The 15,724-nt window shown below is 72.7% G+C and carries 14 protein-coding genes; 10 read left to right on the top strand and 4 right to left on the bottom strand.

The features are described from left to right. Positions 1-94: 94 nt before the first annotated feature. Positions 95-1,336: a glycosyltransferase 87 family protein gene (locus tag GSY65_RS09360; RefSeq protein ID WP_159766886.1), complete on the bottom strand. Its 1,242-nt coding sequence runs from the start codon at positions 1,334-1,336 to the stop codon at positions 95-97. 183 nt (positions 1,337-1,519) lie between these two features. Here GSY65_RS09360 and GSY65_RS09355 point away from each other — a divergent pair, with 183 nt between their 5' ends. Together GSY65_RS09355 and GSY65_RS09350 are read left to right on the top strand one after the other, a co-directional pair. Further along, entirely contained in the window at positions 1,520-2,662 is a 1,143-nt protein-coding gene (locus tag GSY65_RS09355) for a glycosyltransferase family 4 protein (RefSeq protein ID WP_159766885.1), read from the top strand. A 111-nt stretch (positions 2,663-2,773) separates the two neighbouring features. Further along, positions 2,774-4,360, top strand: a complete 1,587-nt coding sequence (locus GSY65_RS09350) for a GMC oxidoreductase (RefSeq protein ID WP_159775742.1) — start codon at positions 2,774-2,776, stop codon at positions 4,358-4,360. 18 nt (positions 4,361-4,378) lie between these two features. Here GSY65_RS09350 and GSY65_RS09345 read toward each other — a convergent pair whose 3' ends face one another. Further along, positions 4,379-6,175, bottom strand: coding sequence for an AMP-dependent synthetase/ligase (locus GSY65_RS09345; protein WP_159766884.1), 1,797 nt, complete (start codon positions 6,173-6,175; stop codon positions 4,379-4,381). A 349-nt stretch (positions 6,176-6,524) separates the two neighbouring features. On the opposite strand from GSY65_RS09345, the gene GSY65_RS09340 reads away from it, so the two are divergent. The 6 genes from GSY65_RS09340 to GSY65_RS09315 all read left to right on the top strand — a co-directional run bounded on the left by GSY65_RS09340 (position 6,525) and on the right by GSY65_RS09315 (position 11,632). Continuing rightward, a complete protein-coding gene (locus tag GSY65_RS09340; protein WP_159775740.1) occupies positions 6,525-7,280 on the top strand; it encodes a metallophosphoesterase family protein in 756 nt (251 codons plus the stop codon). 83 nt (positions 7,281-7,363) lie between these two features. Next, the gene (locus tag GSY65_RS09335; protein ID WP_159766883.1) at positions 7,364-7,804 is read left to right on the top strand and encodes an SRPBCC family protein; all 441 of its coding nucleotides are present in this window, start codon (positions 7,364-7,366) and stop codon (positions 7,802-7,804) included. A 128-nt stretch (positions 7,805-7,932) separates the two neighbouring features. Further along, the gene (locus GSY65_RS09330; protein WP_159766882.1) at positions 7,933-9,102 is read left to right on the top strand and encodes an ArsA family ATPase; all 1,170 of its coding nucleotides are present in this window, start codon (positions 7,933-7,935) and stop codon (positions 9,100-9,102) included. 57 nt (positions 9,103-9,159) lie between these two features. After that, complete coding sequence (locus GSY65_RS09325) at positions 9,160-9,666, top strand: DUF5304 domain-containing protein (RefSeq protein WP_159766881.1); 507 nt, start codon at positions 9,160-9,162, stop codon at positions 9,664-9,666. A 95-nt stretch (positions 9,667-9,761) separates the two neighbouring features. Further along, complete coding sequence (locus GSY65_RS09320) at positions 9,762-10,715, top strand: ROK family glucokinase (RefSeq protein WP_159766880.1); 954 nt, start codon at positions 9,762-9,764, stop codon at positions 10,713-10,715. Positions 10,716-10,873: 158 nt separating this feature from the next. Then, positions 10,874-11,632, top strand: coding sequence for an endonuclease/exonuclease/phosphatase family protein (locus GSY65_RS09315; RefSeq protein WP_159766879.1), 759 nt, complete (start codon positions 10,874-10,876; stop codon positions 11,630-11,632). 113 nt (positions 11,633-11,745) lie between these two features. On the opposite strand, the gene GSY65_RS09310 is transcribed toward GSY65_RS09315, so the two are convergent. Both GSY65_RS09310 and GSY65_RS09305 read right to left on the bottom strand, forming a co-directional pair. Then, positions 11,746-12,465 (bottom strand): hypothetical protein, encoded by a 720-nt coding sequence (locus GSY65_RS09310; RefSeq protein ID WP_159766878.1) that lies wholly within the window; start codon positions 12,463-12,465, stop codon positions 11,746-11,748. Continuing rightward, positions 12,458-13,378: an alpha/beta hydrolase gene (locus GSY65_RS09305; protein ID WP_159766877.1), complete on the bottom strand. Its 921-nt coding sequence runs from the start codon at positions 13,376-13,378 to the stop codon at positions 12,458-12,460. Before GSY65_RS09305 ends, GSY65_RS09310 begins: the two co-directional genes overlap by 8 nt. A 197-nt stretch (positions 13,379-13,575) precedes the next feature. Here GSY65_RS09305 and GSY65_RS09300 point away from each other — a divergent pair, with 197 nt between their 5' ends. Continuing rightward, a complete protein-coding gene (locus GSY65_RS09300; RefSeq protein ID WP_159766876.1) occupies positions 13,576-14,367 on the top strand; it encodes a lysophospholipid acyltransferase family protein in 792 nt (263 codons plus the stop codon). A gap of 70 nt (positions 14,368-14,437) precedes the next feature. Beyond that, entirely contained in the window at positions 14,438-15,682 is a 1,245-nt protein-coding gene (gene macS / locus GSY65_RS09295) for a MacS family sensor histidine kinase (protein ID WP_201452489.1), read from the top strand. Positions 15,683-15,724 lie beyond the last annotated feature (42 nt).

Raw genomic sequence — 15,724 nt, 5'->3', positions numbered from 1 at the left:
ACTCACCTCCGCACGCGGCCCGGTGGGCGGCGCGCCCGTCCGTGCGCTGTGGTCCCGGCGGCGTCGACCGTCTCGGCCGTCGCGCCGGGCACGCTCAGGAGTTCAGCGACTCCCTGCTGCGCGCCGCCCGCCCCGGGACCGCGGCCCGGCGCGGGCGCGGCACCGAGCTCCGCCACAGTTCCAGGGCGGCGGCGAGGGCGGCCAGCACGAGGAGCCCGTTGCGGACGAAGAGAAGCGTGATGCCCAGCCCGTCGCTCATGACGACATGGGCGAACCAGATCGGGAACTCCAGCACCGTCACGAAGGACGCCATCAGGACCAGGACGGCCGGCCCCAGCATGCGCCCGGCCCGGAAGCACAGGCACACGGCCGCCAGGCCGACCAGCCACACCATGTACTGAGGGCTGATCACCCTGCTGGTCGCCGTGAACAGCAGCACCGCCGTGAACGCGGCGTCCGCGAGGGTGTGCGGGGCGAACAGCCGGGCCCGCACCCGCCACAGCAGCAGCCAGGCGAACGCCACCCCGCTGAGCGCCAGGGCCGCGTTGCTCACGACGTCGACATGGTCGCCGAGGAACTCCACGGAGCCGTAGTTCAGCAGCACCCGGCCCTCCCAGCCGAAGTGCCGGGCGACGTGGAGGACGAGGGCGCCCAGCGACTCCACCTCGGTGCCCCGGTCGCGCTGGAAGGTCAAGAAGGCGAACGCGCCGGGCATCCAGACGGCGAGGACCAGCGACAGGCCGGCCGCCGTGCCCGCCGCCCAGAGCCACGCCGTACGGCCGCGGGCACCCAGGAGCAGCAGGACCGGCCACACCTTCAGCAGGGCCGCGAAGGCCGTCAGCGCCCCCATCACGGCCGGACGGCGGCTTCCGGCGAGGAGCGCGGCGACGGCGACCGCGGTCACCATCACGTCGTAGCGGGCGTACACCGTCGGGCCGATCAGCGGCAGGCCCACCGCCCACACCCAGGCGCCGCGCCGGGACCGGCCCGGCCGGCCGCCGGTGTACAGGAGCAGGGCGAGCACCGCCAGGTCGGCGAGGAAGGCGAGGACGAAGAACGCGGAGGCGTACTCCAGGAAGGGCAGCAGCGCGGGGGAGAGGATCGCGAGGGCGGCGGCGGGCGGGTACTGCCACGTCACGTCGTCCAGCGGGTAGGTGCCGGTGCGCAGGGTGCCGTACCAGCCCTGGTAGATGACCGAGACGTCGGTGGTGACGTCCGGGCCCGGGAACACCCACACCTTGAAGACGAACAGCAGCAGCACCAGCCTGGTCGCGCCCCAGACCGCGAGCAGGCCGAACGGGGGCCGCCGTGTGCCCGTCATGTCCAGCTGAGCCATCCGATGCCCCTGTCCGCAGTGCCGCCGCGCCCGGCGTGTCGTATCCGCGCGGGTTCCCCACGATTGTGCGGGTGGGGGACATGATCTCCCGTCCGGCTGTGAGGCGGCGGTGAAGCCGGGGCGGATCCTGTGCGGGATGCCTCGCGGCGGCCGGCGCGGCCCCGTTCGGTAGGGTCGGCGGCGATGCACAAGACCCTGATCGTGACCAACGACTTCCCGCCCAGGCCCGGCGGCATCCAGGCGTTCCTGCACAACATGGCGCTGCGTCTGGATCCCGAGAAGGTCGTCGTCCACGCCTCGACCTGGAAGCGGAGCCGGGAGGGCGTCCGGGCGACGGCCGCCTTCGACGCCGAGCAGCCCTTCACCGTCGTGCGCGACCGCACGACCATGCTGCTGCCGACGCCCGGCGCCACGCGGACGGCCGTGCGGCTGCTGCGGGAGCACGGCTGCACGTCCGTGTGGTTCGGGGCTGCGGCCCCCCTCGGCCTGATGGCCCCCGCGCTGCGCAGGGCGGGCGCCCGGCGGCTGGTGGCCACCACCCACGGCCACGAGGCGGGCTGGGCGCAGCTGCCCGCCGCCCGGCAGCTGCTGCGGCGGATCGGCGAGGGCACGGACACGATCACCTACCTCGGCGAGTACACCCGCTCCCGGATCGCCACGGCCCTCACCCCCGAGGCGGCCGGGCGCATGGTCCAGCTGCCGCCGGGCGTGGACGAGAAGACCTTCCACCCGGACTCCGGCGGCGACGAGGTCCGCGCGCGGCTCGGGCTCACCGACCGGCCCGTGGTCGTGTGTGTCTCCCGGCTCGTCCCCCGCAAGGGCCAGGACACCCTGATCCGGGCGATGCCGGCCGTCCTCGCCAAGGAGCCGGACGCGGTCCTGCTGATCGTCGGCGGCGGGCCGTACGAGAAGGAGCTGCGCCGCCTCGCCGAGGAGACCGGCGTCGCCGGGTCGGTCCGCTTCACCGGGGCCGTGCCCTGGTCCGAACTGCCCGCCCACTACGGTGCGGGCGACGTCTTCGCCATGCCGTGCCGCACCCGGCGGGGCGGGCTGGACGTGGAGGGCCTCGGCATCGTCTACCTGGAGGCGTCCGCCACGGGCCTGCCGGTCATCGCCGGTGACTCCGGCGGCGCCCCCGACGCGGTGCTCGACGGCGAGACCGGCTGGGTCGTGCGGGGCGGTCACCCTGAGGAGGCCGCGGAACGCGTCGTCACCCTGCTCGGCGATCCCGAGCTGCGCCGCCGTATGGGGGAGCGGGGGCGGGCGTGGGTGGAGGAACGGTGGCGGTGGGACACGTTGGCCGAGAAGTTGGAGCTGTTGCTGTAGCGACAAAAGGGGCATCCAGTATCCCTGGTGGGAACGGGGGCGTCCGCCCATCCTGTGTGCATGACAGAGAAACTGACGCAGCATCAGCTTTCCCGCCGTCGCGTCGTCGGCATGGCCGCCCTCCAGGCGGCCGCCGCCCTCGGCCTCACCCGAGTCGGCCTCCAGTCGGCGCACGCCGTCGAGCCCGACGCCGTCGACACCTCCCCGGCCCTCGTGGTCGGCTCGGGGTACGGCGCCGCCGTGGCCGCCCTCCGCCTCGGACAGGCCGGCATCCGCACCGTCGTCCTGGAGATGGGCCGCCTGTGGAACACCGCCGGCCCGGACGGCAAGGTCTTCTGCTCGACCAGGGAACCGGACAGCAGGGCCATGTGGTTCAAGACCCGCACGGAGGCCCCGCTCGCCACCTTCCTGTGGCTGGACGTCGTCAACCGGGACATCGGCCCCTACCCCGGCGTCCTGGACCGGGTCCGCTACGCCGACATGTCGGTCTTCCTGGGCCGCGGCGTGGGCGGCGGCTCCCTCGTCAACGGCGGCATGGCCGTCACCCCGCTCCGGTCCTACTTCGCCGAGCAGTTCCCCACCGTCGACACCGACGAGATGTACGGCACGTACTTCCCGCGCGCCCGCGCCATGCTCGGCGTCAACACCATCGACCCGGCGTGGTTCGAGTCCACCGAGTGGTACCGCTTCAGCCGTGTCTCCCGCGCCCACGCCCAGAAGGCCGGCCTGCGGACCACCTTCGTGCCGAGCGTCTACGACTTCGGGTACATGCAGCGCGAGGCGGCCGGCACGGCGACGAAGTCGGCCCTCGCCGGAGAGGTCATCTACGGCAACAACCACGGCAAGCGGAGCCTCGACAAGACGTATCTGGCCGCCGCCCTCGGCACCGGCAACGTCACCATCCACACCATGGAGCGGGCCCGGGGCATCCGCAGGGAGAAGGACGGGACGTACGTCGTCACCGTCGACCGCGTCGACGGCACGGGCGCGGTCGTCGCGACCAAGGAGTACGGCTGCACGTACCTCTTCCTCGGTGCCGGGAGCGTCGGCACCTCCGAACTCCTCGTCCGGGCACGGGCCAAGGGCACCCTGCCCGCGCTGAACGCCGGCGTCGGCGCGGGCTGGGGCCCCAACGGCAACGTGATGCTCGGCCGGGCCAACCACCTGTGGGACACGGTCGGGGCGAACCAGTCGACCATGCCGGTGCTGGGCATCGACGACTGGGCCAACACCGCCAACCCCGTCTTCGCCGAGATAGCTCCGCTGCCCACCGGGCTGGAGCACTGGGTCAGCCTCTATCTCGCCCTCACCAAGAACCCCGAGCGCGCCTCGTTCACCTACGACGCCGCGAGCGACTCGGCGAGGCTCGGCTGGAGCGCCGCCCAGAGCGCGGTCTCCGTCTCCATGGCCAAGCAGCTCTTCGACCGGATCAACTCGGCCAACGGCACGATCTACCGGTACGACCTGTTCGGCTCGCCCAGCAAGGTGTTCGCCGACGACTTCACCTACCACCCGCTGGGCGGCTGCGTGCTGGGCAGGGCGACCGACGACTACGGGAGGGTCAAGGGCTACTCGAAGCTCTACGTCACCGACGGCTCGCTGGTGCCCGGCTCGATCGGCGTCAACCCGTTCGTCACCATCACCGCGCTCGCCGAACGCACGATGGCGCGGGTCCTCGCCGAGGACACCGCGCCGTAGTCGTGCTTCCGGGGCGTGCTACTTCGCGTAGATCGCCTCGATCTCGTCCGCGAAGTCCTTCGCCACCACGTTCCGCTTGAGCTTCAGGGACGGCGTCAGGTGGCCCGAGTCCTCCGTGAACTGGGAGGAGAGAATGCGGAACTTCCGCACCGATTCCGCCTTCGACACCGCGGCGTTGCCGTCGTCGATCGCGGCCTGGATGGCCGCGTTCAGGTCGGCGTCCGCGCTCAGCGACGCCGCGGTGGACCCCGCGGGCTTGCCGTGCTCGGCGGCCCAACGGCCCAGGAACTCCTCGTCGATGGTGACCAGCGCGCCCACGAACGGCCGTCCGTCGCCGACCACCATGCACTCCGCGACCAGCGCGTGCGCCCGGATGCGGTCCTCGATCACGGCCGGGGCGACGTTCTTGCCGCCCGCGGTGACGATGATCTCCTTCTTGCGGCCGGTGATCCTGAGGTAGCCGTCCTCGTCGAGGGTGCCGATGTCACCGGTGTGGAACCAGCCGTCGGCCAGCGCCTGCGCGGTCGCGCCCGGGTTGTTCCAGTACTCCTTGAACAGGTGGTCGCCGTGCAGGAGCACCTCGCCGTCGTCCGCGATGCGCACCACGGAGCCAGGCAGCGGCTGTCCGACCGTACCGATCTTCTGCCGGTCCCACGGGTTGAACGCCGTCGCCGCACAGGACTCCGTCAGGCCGTAGCCCTCCAGGACCGTGAAGCCGATGCCGCGGAAGAAGTGCCCGAGCCGCTCGCCCAGCGGAGCGCCGCCGGAGATCGCGTACTCGCCCCTGCCGCCGAGCACCGCCCGCAGCTTGCTGTAGACGAGCCGGTCGAACACCTTGTGCTTGATCTTCAGCCCGAGGGCCGGGCCCGACGGGGTGTCCAGCGCCCTGCTGTACGCGATCGCCGTGTCCGCGGCCTTGTCGAAGATCTTGCCCTTGCCGTCGGCCTGCGCCTTGGCCCGCGCGGAGTTGTAGACCTTCTCGAACACCCGCGGCACACCGAGGATCAGCGTCGGCCGGAAGGAGGCCAGCTCGTCCGTGAGGTTCTTGATGTCCGGCACGGTGCCCAGCTTGATCGGCGCCATCATCGGCGCGACCTGCACGAGCCGGCCGAAGACGTGCGCCAGCGGGAGGAAGAGCAGCACGCTGCACTCGCCCGTGCGGAACAGCGGCCGCAGCCGCTCCACCACGTTGCCGCACTCGGCGAAGAAGCTGCGGTGGGTGAGGACGCACCCCTTCGGGCGGCCCGTCGTGCCGGACGTGTAGACGATCGTCGCCGGGTCGTCGGCCTTCGCCAGCGAGCTGCGCTCCTCGACGGCCTGGTCGGTGACGTCCTGACCGAGGCGCCCCAGCTCCTCCACCCCGCCGCCCTCGATCTGCCAGACGTGCTTGAGCGCGGGCAGCCGGTCGCGCACCGACTCGACGGCGGCCGTGTGGGAGTCCAGCTCCACGATCACGGCGGTGGCGCCCGAGTCGGAGAGGATCCACTCCACCTGCTCCGGCGAACTGGTCTCGTACACCGGCACGGTGACCGCGCCGGCCGACCAGATCGCGAAGTCCAGCAGCGTCCACTCGTACCGGGTGCGCGACATCAGTCCGACCCGGTCGCCCGGCTGGACACCGGCGGCGATGAGCCCCTTCGCGGCCGCCCGCACCTCGGTGAGGAACCGGACCGCGTCGACGTCCTGCCAGACACCGTCCACCTTGCGGGCGATGACGGCGACATCGGGATGCTGCGCGGCGTTTCTGCGGACGATGTCGGTCAGATTGCCGTCCGCGGGGACCTCGTACAAAGCCGGAAGGCTGAACTCGCGCAAGACTGCTGCTCCTCATAGGGCGCCGGCGCCACGACGTACGCGTGTGATGCGACGGTGCGGTCCAAGGCTGGGGCTAGCGCTCAGGTCCCACTGGGTTCCTCACTGGTTGAAAACCTGAGCACGACTGGACTGCCCGGACGTTACCCGTCGGTATGGCTTCTCCGCGAGGGGGGTGCGGGGAGATGTTTTCCGCGTCACACGTACGGATTCTCCGGGAACAATAATCCCCACACTTAATGACTGACCAGTAACCGCAGGTTCGGTCGACTCTGTTCACCCCTGCCGCACCCGCCTACGCTTGATCGTCATGGCACCCACACCAGGCGGTAACCGCAGGACACGTATTCATGTGGTCAGTGACGTGCACGGCAACGCGCGCGACCTGGCCAGAGCCGGCGAGGGTGCCGACGCCCTGGTGTGCCTCGGCGACCTGGTCCTCTTCCTCGACTACGCCGACCACTCGCGCGGGATCTTCCCCGACCTGTTCGGCGCCGAGAACGCCACCCGGCTCGTCGAGCTGCGCACCGCCCGGCGCTTCGAGGAGGCCCGCGAACTCGGCGCCCGCCTCTGGTCGGGCATCGGCCAGGACCGCTCCGCCGTGATCGAGAAGGCCGTGCGCAAGCAGTACGCCGAGCTGTTCGCGGCGTTCCCGGAGCCGACGTACGCCACCTACGGCAACGTCGACATGCCGAGGCTGTGGCCCGAGTACGCGGGGCGCGGGACGACCGTGCTGGACGGGGACCGGGTCGAGATCGGGGGCTGGGTCTTCGGGTTCGTGGGCGGCGGACTGCGCACCCCCATGCGCACGCCGTACGAGATCAGCGACGAGGAGTACGCGGCGAAGATCGAGGCGGTGGGGGAGGTGGACGTGCTGTGCACGCACATCCCGCCGGAGGTGCCCGAGCTGGTGTACGACACGGTCGCGCGCCGGTTCGAGCGGGGGAGCCGCGCGCTGCTGGAGGCGATCCGCCGGACCCGGCCGCGGTACTCGCTGTTCGGGCACGTCCACCAGCCGCTGGCACGGCGGATGCGGATCGGGGCCACCGAGTGCGTGAACGTGGGGCACTTCGCCGGGAGCGGCAGGCCCTGGGCGTTGGAGTGGTGACCCCGCACGCGCGGTAGCCTTCACGCTGCACATACGTGCGCACCCACCTCCCTCACCGGAACGTCTCTGGAGGAGCCACGGCGATGGCGGAATTCACCAGTTCGAGCATCACGATCGAGGCTGCGGCGGCCGACGTCATGGGAGTGATCGCCGACTTCGCCCGCTACCCGGACTGGACGGGTGAGGTGAAGGAGGCCGAGGTCCTGAAGACCGACGACGAGGGGCGCGCCGAGCAGGTGCGGCTCGTCATGGACGCCGGGGCGATCAAGGACGACCAGACGCTGGCGTACACCTGGTCCGGGGCGAACGAGGTGTCCTGGACGCTGGTCAGGTCGCAGATGCTGCGGTCGCTCGACGGCTCCTACATCCTCAAGCCGGTGAGCGACACGGCGACCGAGGTGACGTACCAGCTGACCGTGGACGTGAAGATCCCGATGCTCGGGATGATCAAGCGCAAGGCGGAGAAGGTGATCATCGACCGGGCGCTGGCCGGGCTGAAGAAGCGCGTGGAGTCCGGGGCGTAGGTCCGTCCAGCGGGCCGCCCGCCCGACTCGCCCTGGTGACACGGGTGCCGTTCGAGTCCGCCCGCGGCACCCCGTTCGGGCGCTGGGTGGAACCCCCGCCCCCACCCGGTGGGTTACCGTTCAGCCCCATGCGCACCATCCTGATCACCGGGCAAGGCGGCAGTGGCCGTACGACGGTCGCCGCGGCCACGGCGGTGGCGGCGGCTCGGGAGGGCCGCCGCACGCTCGTGCTGAGCGCCGACCGGACGGACGGTCTCGGGGCGGTGCTGGGCACCCCGACCGGCGCCGAGCCCGTACGGGTCGGCCCCGGCCTCACCGCGTGGCGGCCCGACGCCGCCGCCGGCTTCCGCGCGGACCTCGTCGCGTTCCAGGAGCGCGCCGCCTCCGTGCTCGACCTGCTGGGCGCAGGCCGGCTGGACGCCGAGGAACTCACCCCGCTGCCCGGCGCCGAGGAGCTGGCCCTCCTGCGTGCCCTCCGCGACGCCGCGCTGTCCGAGGCGTACGACCTGCTCGTCGTCGATCTGCCGCCCCTGCCGCAGACGCTCGCCCTGCTCGGCCTCCCGGAGGAACTCCGCCGCTACCTGCGGAGGTTGCTGCCCGCCGAACGCCAGGCGGCCCGTGCCCTGCGGCCCGTGCTCGGCCGGCTGGCCGGGGTGCCGATGCCCGCGGAGTGGCTGTACGAGACGGCGGCCCGCTGGGACGTCGAGCTGGCCGCCGTCGCCGGGGTCGTCGACGACCCCGGCACGACCGTACGGCTGGTCGCCGAGCCCGGACCCGCCGCCGCCGACCACGTCCGGGTCGCGGGCGTCGGCCTCGCCCTGCGCGGCCTGTCCGTGGACGCCCTGGTCGCCAACCGGGTCCTGCCCGCCGACACCTCCGACACCTGGCTCGCGGGGCTCGTCGCCCAGCAGGACAAGACGCTGTCGGAATGGCGCGCCACCCACCCCGTGCGGGAGGTCGCCCACCTCGGCCGTGACCCGCGCGGCACCGACGACCTCACCGCTCTCGACGTACCCCCTGCGGGTGACAGGCCCGCCCGGGTCGAGTGGCCCGTCACCGACCGGCTCGCCGACGACGGCGTGCTCGTCTGGCACCTCCCGCTGCCCGGCGCCCTGCGCGACGAGCTGGACCTCGTACGGCGCGGCGACGAGCTGGTCGTCACCGCCGGGCAGTTCCGGCGCATCGTGCCGCTGCCCTCGGCCCTGCGCCGCTGCACGGTCGACGGTGCCGCCCTGCGCGACGGCGAGCTGAGGATCCGCTTCGCGCCCGACCCCCGGTTCTGGCCCCGCACCCGGTGAACCGCATACCCCCGTTCGGGTAACGTCGACGGTACGAACCGTAGGCAGGAGTCCGCCATGAGCGAAGAGCGCCCCCCGTCCGACGCCGCCCGTCAGGACGCGGCCGGCCAGGCCGCCGCGGACGAGTACGAGGTGCGGGCGGCGGACGCCGACGCCTGGGCCACCGCGTGCGAGGAGGACCTCGCCGCGGAGAAGGCCCGCCGCCGGGCGCGGTACGGGCCGCCGCCGGGCTCGGCCGCCGAGGAACTGCGCAAGCTCGTCGACACCGTCGCCGACAAGCTGTCCGGTCTCCAGTCGCCGCTGCTCGGCGCGGTGGCCGGCGGAGCGGCCCAGCAGATGGTCAGCCAGGTCGTCCAGCAGGCCAGGGCCGCCGTCGAACCCGTCATCGAACGCAACCCGGACGTCTTCGACCACCTCGCCGCCGCGGGCAGCGAACTCCTCGCCGCGTACCGCTCCGCCGTGGAGGCCCAGGAACGTCGCTGGACCACCCGCGACCCCGCCCACCGGGAACGCGGCGACGAGGACGGCGACCAGGGCCCCGGCGAACGCATCGACCTCGACTGACGCCGGCCTGTCCGCCCGGCGGACGACGGGAGCCCCGGCGCCGGGCCCTCGGGTACGGTTGGCCGTAGCGGGGCTCGACCGAAACTGAGGGATTCATGGGACTCACCATCGGCGTCGACATCGGCGGTACCAAGATCGCGGCCGGTGTGGTCGACGAGGAAGGCAACATCCTCTCGACCCACAAGGTGCCGACCCCGGGCACGCCCGAGGAGATCGTGGACGCCATCGCCGCCGCCGTCGAGGGCGCGCGAGCCGGACACGAGATCGTCGGCGTCGGCATCGGCGCTGCCGGTTACGTCGACCGTCAGCGCTCCACGGTCTACTTCGCCCCCAACATCGACTGGCGCAACGAGCCGTTGAAGGAGAAGGTCGAGGCCCGCGTGGGCCTGCCCGTCGTCGTCGAGAACGACGCCAACGCGGCGGCCTGGGGCGAGTACAAGTTCGGCGCGGGCAAGGGCCACCGGAACGTCATCTGCATCACCCTCGGCACGGGCCTCGGCGGCGGCATCATCATCGGCAACAAGCTGCGCCGCGGGCACTTCGGCGTGGCCGCCGAGTTCGGCCACATCCGGATGGTGCCCGACGGTCTGCTGTGCGGCTGCGGCAGCCAGGGCTGCTGGGAGCAGTACGCGTCGGGGCGCGCGCTGGTGAGGTACGCCAAGCAGCGCGCCAACGCGACCCCCGAGAACGCCGAGATCCTGCTCGGCCTCGGCGACGGCACGCCCGACGGCATCGAGGGCAAGCACATCTCCATGGCCGCCCGCCAGGGCGACCCCGTCGCCGTCGATTCCTACCGCGAGCTGGCCCGCTGGGCCGGCGCCGGTCTCGCCGACCTCGCCTCCCTCTTCGACCCGTCGGCGTTCATCGTGGGCGGCGGCCTGTCCGACGAGGGCGAGTTGGTCCTCGACCCCATCCGCAAGTCGTACAAGCGGTGGCTGGTCGGCGGCAACTGGCGCCCGGTCGCCCAGGTCATCGCCGCCCGGCTGGGCAACGAGGCCGGGCTGGTGGGCGCGGCCGACCTGGCGAGAGAGCCCGACCCGATCATGTGACACTCCGTCGGACACGGCCCCGCGCCCCCGGAAGCATCCCGGAAGGGGCACGGGGCCGTGTCCATGGGCGGCCGAGCCACGCGGTCACACCGAGCCACGCACCGCCCCCCGGCGCAAACGGACAAATACCCCCGGGCTCGGGGCGTATCTTGATCCCCATGGCGACGAACCCGCTGCCCAACTCCCGCACGAACCCCGACGGTTCGGCGACCATCCGCGTCCTCAGCTACAACATCCGCTCCCTGCGGGACGACACCGACGCACTCGCCCGGGTGATCAAGGGCTGCGCCCCCGACCTCGTCCTCGTCCAGGAGGCGCCCCGCTTCTTCCGCTGGCGCAAGAAACTCGCGCGGCTGGCCGCGGCCTGTGACCTCGTCACCCTCTCCGGCGGCGCCACCGCCTCCGGCCCGGCCCTGCTGTGCGGCCTGCGCGCCACCGTCGAGCACACCGAGGACGTCCTGCTGCCGCTCACCCCCGGCCTGCACCGGCGCGGCTTCGCCACGGCCGTGGTCCGCTTCGGCCGCGCCCGCCTCGGCGTCCTGTCGTGCCACCTCTCCCTGCAGAAGGACGAACGGTACGAGCAGGGCGGCATGCTCCTCGACCGTCTTGCCGCACTGGGCGTGGAGCACGCCGTCGCGGGCGGCGACCTCAACGAACGCCCCGACGGCCGCACCTTCCGGCGGCTGGCCGGCGCGCTCCAGGACTGCTGGGCGACCGCGCCCTGGGGCAGCGAGTACACCTCCACCCCCGCCGACCCCCACCAGCGCATCGACGCAGTCCTCGCCACCCCCGGCATCGAGGTCCTCGGCTGCGGTGTCCCCCTCGACCAGCCGGGGATCAGCCGGGACGACCTGCGGGCGGCCACGGACCACCTGCCGGTCCTGGCCGCCCTCAGAGTGCCCGCCGCGTCGTCCTGAGGGCCGTCCCGGCCCGCCGGACCCGGATCCGCTGCGGTGGACGCCGGCGCCGCGCACCACGACGAGGGCCCGTCCGGAACACGTCCGGACGGGCCCGCGTACGGCGGCGGGGGTCAGACGACCGCGCCCCGCCCCGGATCGTCGTCGTCCTCGTCGTCGTTCTTCATCCGCATCACCAGCGTGGCGAAGCCGCCGAGGAAGCCGCCGATGCCGAGGGTGGTCAGCCACCAGGTCATGTCCCAGCCCAGCAGCACCGCGAGCAGGAGCAGCACAGGGCCGCCGACCACGCCCAGCCAGGCGAACTTGGCCGTCGCGTCGGCCTCCGGCAGCGGCGGCGGCTCCGGCGGCACGAAGTGGCCCTCGCCGTCGTCGTCCTCGTCGTCGTCCTCACCGGTGTCCTCGCCCACCGGGTCGGGCACCGTGTAGTCCCGTGGACCGGAGCCGACACCGGGCGCGAACGCGACGGAGCTGCCCAGCGGCTTGGGAGCGGTGGGCCCGGCACCGTCCGCGGCGCCGGCCGCGGGCGCGTCGGAGCCCTCCCCCTCCTCCGGGTCGGCCTCCAGCAGCGCCAGGTCCTCCACCGAACGGAACGGCTTGGCACCCGGCGGGTCCGGTGGCTCCTCGCCGAACCCGGCGACGATGGCCCGCCAGGCGGCGTCCTCGTCGAACGGCACCTGCTGCTCCTCGCCCGGAGTGTCGCCGGAGGGGGCACCCGAGCCGCCCGAGCCACCGGAACCCGAGCCGCCCGAGCCCGGTCCGCGCGCGTCACCGTGGCGCTCGCCGAGGGGCGCGCCCTTCTCCTCCGGGTCACGCTCGGAGTCGTGCTCAGCCACCAGTGGCCGTCCCTTCCCTCTGCTCCATGGATCCCGCACCGAACCGCTCCGCGGACCCCGACCCGGACTGCTGTACGGATTCCGTCCCGGAGTCCTTCAGCGCCTCCGTCCCGGAGTCCTCCGGGGACTCCTCCCCGTCGGTCGCCTTCGCGGTGTCGGGCGCGGTGTCCCGCACGACACGGGTCATGAACGCCAGGCTCTCCTCGAAGACACGGTCCGCGTCGTGGTCCAACGTCGCGACGTGGTAGCTGTGTTCCAGCAGGATCTCCGTGACGTCCGTGGACGACACCCGGCTCAGCACGCGCGCGGAGTCGGCGGCCGGCACCACATGGTCCCGGGTGCTGCGCAACAGCAGCAGCGGCTGTGTCACCTGGGGCAGTTCACCGTCGACCAGCCGCAGGAAGGTCCGCAGGGAGTGCGCCGCGTGCAGCGGCACCCTGTCGTACCCCAGCTCCGTGACGCCTTCCTTGGCGATGTCGTCGGTGATCCCCCTGGTGCTGGGGACGAAGTGGCGGAGCACGGGCAGGGCGCGGGCCGCCAGGCCGTGCACCTCGTTGGCCGGGTTGACGACGACCACGCCGTCGACCGCGTCCCCGTGCTTCGCGGCCAGCCGCAGGGCCAGCGCGCCGCCCATGGACAGCCCGGCCACGAAGACCCGCGCACAGCGCTCGCGCAGGGCGCGCAGCTCACGGTCCACCTCCGCGTACCAGTCCTGCCAGCCGGTGATCCGCAGGTCCTCCCAGCGGGTGCCGTGACCCGGCAGCTGGGGCAGGACGACGGTCAGGTCGTGCCCGGCGAGGTACTCCGCCCAGGGGCGCAGCGACCGCGGGGAACCGGTGAAGCCGTGACAGAGGAGGACCCCGACCCGTCCGCCCTCGTGGCGGTAGGGCTCGGCTCCAGGAAGGACCGGCACGGTTCGGTCTCCTGTTCGTGAGAAGGGTGTGAAACGAGTCCCGGTGTGGTTCACCGTACGCGACCGCACTGACACCGACCAGGGGCTTCGGCCGGGGCAGGAGAGACGGGGGGCGGGGCGCCGGGCCGTTCGTCAGCCGTCCGGGTTAAGGTCTGATCCTCAGAACACAGAGAGGCACTCGGTTGTTGTACGGCGCGATGAAGGTCGCCATCGGGGGACCGCTCAAGGTCACCTTCCGGCCCTGGGTGGAGGGCCTGGAGAACATTCCGGCCGAGGGCGCGGCGATCCTGGCGAGCAACCACCTCTCGTTCTCCGACTCGTTCTTCCTGCCCGCGGTCCTCGACCGCAAGGTCACCTTCATCGCGAAGGCGGAGTACTTCACGACGCCCGGCGTGAAGGGCAAGCTCACGGCGGCCTTCTTCAAGGGCGTCGGCCAGCTCCCCGTGGACCGCTCCGGCGCGCGCGGCGCGGGCGAGGCCGCCATCAGGAGCGGCATCCAGGTCCTGGAGCGGGGCGAGCTGTTCGGCATCTACCCCGAGGGCACCCGCTCGCCCGACGGCCGCCTCTACCGGGGCAAGCCCGGCGGCCTCGCCCGCGTGGCCCTCGCCACCGGCGCGCCCGTCATCCCCGTGGCGATGATCGACACCGAGAAGATCCAGCCGCCCGGCAAGGTCCTGCCGAAGGTGATGCGGCCCGGCATCCGCATCGGCAGGCCCCTCGACTTCAGCCGCTACCAGGGCATGGAGCACGACCGCTTCGTCCTGCGGGCGCTGACCGACGAGGTCATGTACGAGATCATGAAGCTCTCGGGCCAGGAGTACGTCGACATCTACGCGACCGCCGCCAAGCGGCAGATCGCGGAGGCGGCCAAGGCGGAGAAGGACGCCGACAAGGCCGCGAGGGCCGCCCTCGCCAAGGCCGAGAAGGACCAGGCGGCCAAGGAGCGGTCCGATGAGGCCACGGACGACCGGGACAAGCCGGCTTCGTAGCGGTCGCGTTCGGCGGATACGGTCGCGTGCGGACCACGCGTCCGTCGTGGGTGGGGTGGGGGTCGGGCACATGCCGAGGCGCGAGAGAGTCATGAGGATGTCGGTCGAGCTGCCGCTGTGGCGCGCGCTCACCGGCTACCGCGTCCTGACGACGATCTACGCCGTCGGCCTGTTCGTCAGCGCGTACGGCACGTTCCCGCGCCCCTGGCTCGCGATCGCCTACTTCGTGGTGCTGGCCGGCTGGACCCTGGCGACCCTGCCCAAGGTCGCCAACGCGGCCAGCTGCACCAAACGGTTCCTCGCCGCCGACCTCACCATCGCGGTCGTCGGCATCCTGCTCACCCGGCTCGCCGACTCGCCGGAGCGGATCGAGGCCGGCGGCCCCACCCTGCCGTCGATATGGACCGCGGGCGCCGTCCTGGCCTTCGCCATCAAGGGCGGCTGGCGGTGGGCGGCCTTCGCCTCCACCCTCGTCGCCGCCGCCAACCTGGTCCACCGCGGCGCGCCCACCCGCGACACCGTCCACAACGTGCTGCTCGTGTGGGTCGCCGCCATCGCCATCGGCTACGTCGTCGAGGTGGCCCGCGCCTCCGAGCGCACCCTCGCCCGCGCCCTGGAGATCGAGGCCGCCACCCGCGAACGGGAGCGCCTCGCCCGCGACATCCACGACGGCGTGCTCCAGGTCCTCGCCATGGTGCAGCGGCGCGGCACCGCCCTCGGCGGCGAGGCCGCGGAGCTGGGCCGGATGGCCGGCGAGCAGGAGGTCGCGCTGCGCACCCTGGTCTCCGGCGGCCTCGTACCGGTCTCCCGGATCTCGGAGGACGCGGCCGAGGGGGCGTTCGTCCGGTTGGTCGACGAGCCGGACGCCGCGGAGTCCGGCGACGGCCCCGTCGACCTGCGCTCCCTGCTCGCCCCCTACGCCGGGGCGAAGGTCACCCTGTCCGAGCCGGGCGCCCCGGTGGAGCTGCCCGCGCCCGCCGCACGGGAGCTGGCCGCCGCCGTCGGCGCCGCCCTGGACAACGTGCGCCGGCACGCCGGTGAGCGGGCACGGGCCTGGATCCTGGTCGAGGACTGGACGGACGAGGTCGTCGTGACCGTACGGGACGACGGGCCCGGCATCCCCGAGGGGCGGCTCGCCCAGGCCGAGGGCGAGGGACGGCTCGGGGTGGCCCTGTCCATCCGGGGCAGGCTGCGCGACATCGGCGGCACGGCCGAGCTGATCTCGGTGCCGGGACAGGGCACGGAAGTCGAACTGAAGGTACCCAGGGCCTCGGAAGCACCGAAGGACACACGGGGGAAGGCGGAGAAGCGGTGACGGACAACGTGCTGGACGGACAGGAGCCCTCGGGCGTCGACG

Source organism: Streptomyces sp. HM190 (assembly GCF_009857135.1).
In the GTDB taxonomy this organism is placed as follows: domain Bacteria; phylum Actinomycetota; class Actinomycetes; order Streptomycetales; family Streptomycetaceae; genus Streptomyces; species Streptomyces heilongjiangensis.
The sequence above is the reverse complement of the archived record's forward strand: the minus strand, read 5'-3'. Positions and strand labels throughout refer to the sequence as shown.

Bases quoted from the DNA above. Each gene is read 5' to 3' on its own strand.
- GSY65_RS09350 (WP_159775742.1), top strand. From the start codon at position 2,774: ATGGCCGCCCTCCAGGCGGCCGCCGCCCTCGGCCTCACCCGAGTCGGC.
- GSY65_RS09360 (WP_159766886.1), bottom strand. From the start codon at position 1,336: ATGGCTCAGCTGGACATGACGGGCACACGGCGGCCCCCGTTCGGCCTG.
- GSY65_RS09330 (WP_159766882.1), top strand. From the start codon at position 7,933: ATGCGCACCATCCTGATCACCGGGCAAGGCGGCAGTGGCCGTACGACG.
- GSY65_RS09325 (WP_159766881.1), top strand. From the start codon at position 9,160: ATGAGCGAAGAGCGCCCCCCGTCCGACGCCGCCCGTCAGGACGCGGCC.
- GSY65_RS09335 (WP_159766883.1), top strand. From the start codon at position 7,364: ATGGCGGAATTCACCAGTTCGAGCATCACGATCGAGGCTGCGGCGGCC.
- macS (WP_201452489.1), top strand. From the start codon at position 14,438: ATGCCGAGGCGCGAGAGAGTCATGAGGATGTCGGTCGAGCTGCCGCTG.
- GSY65_RS09315 (WP_159766879.1), top strand. From the start codon at position 10,874: ATGGCGACGAACCCGCTGCCCAACTCCCGCACGAACCCCGACGGTTCG.
- GSY65_RS09355 (WP_159766885.1), top strand. From the start codon at position 1,520: ATGCACAAGACCCTGATCGTGACCAACGACTTCCCGCCCAGGCCCGGC.
- GSY65_RS09300 (WP_159766876.1), top strand. From the start codon at position 13,576: ATGAAGGTCGCCATCGGGGGACCGCTCAAGGTCACCTTCCGGCCCTGG.
- GSY65_RS09320 (WP_159766880.1), top strand. From the start codon at position 9,762: ATGGGACTCACCATCGGCGTCGACATCGGCGGTACCAAGATCGCGGCC.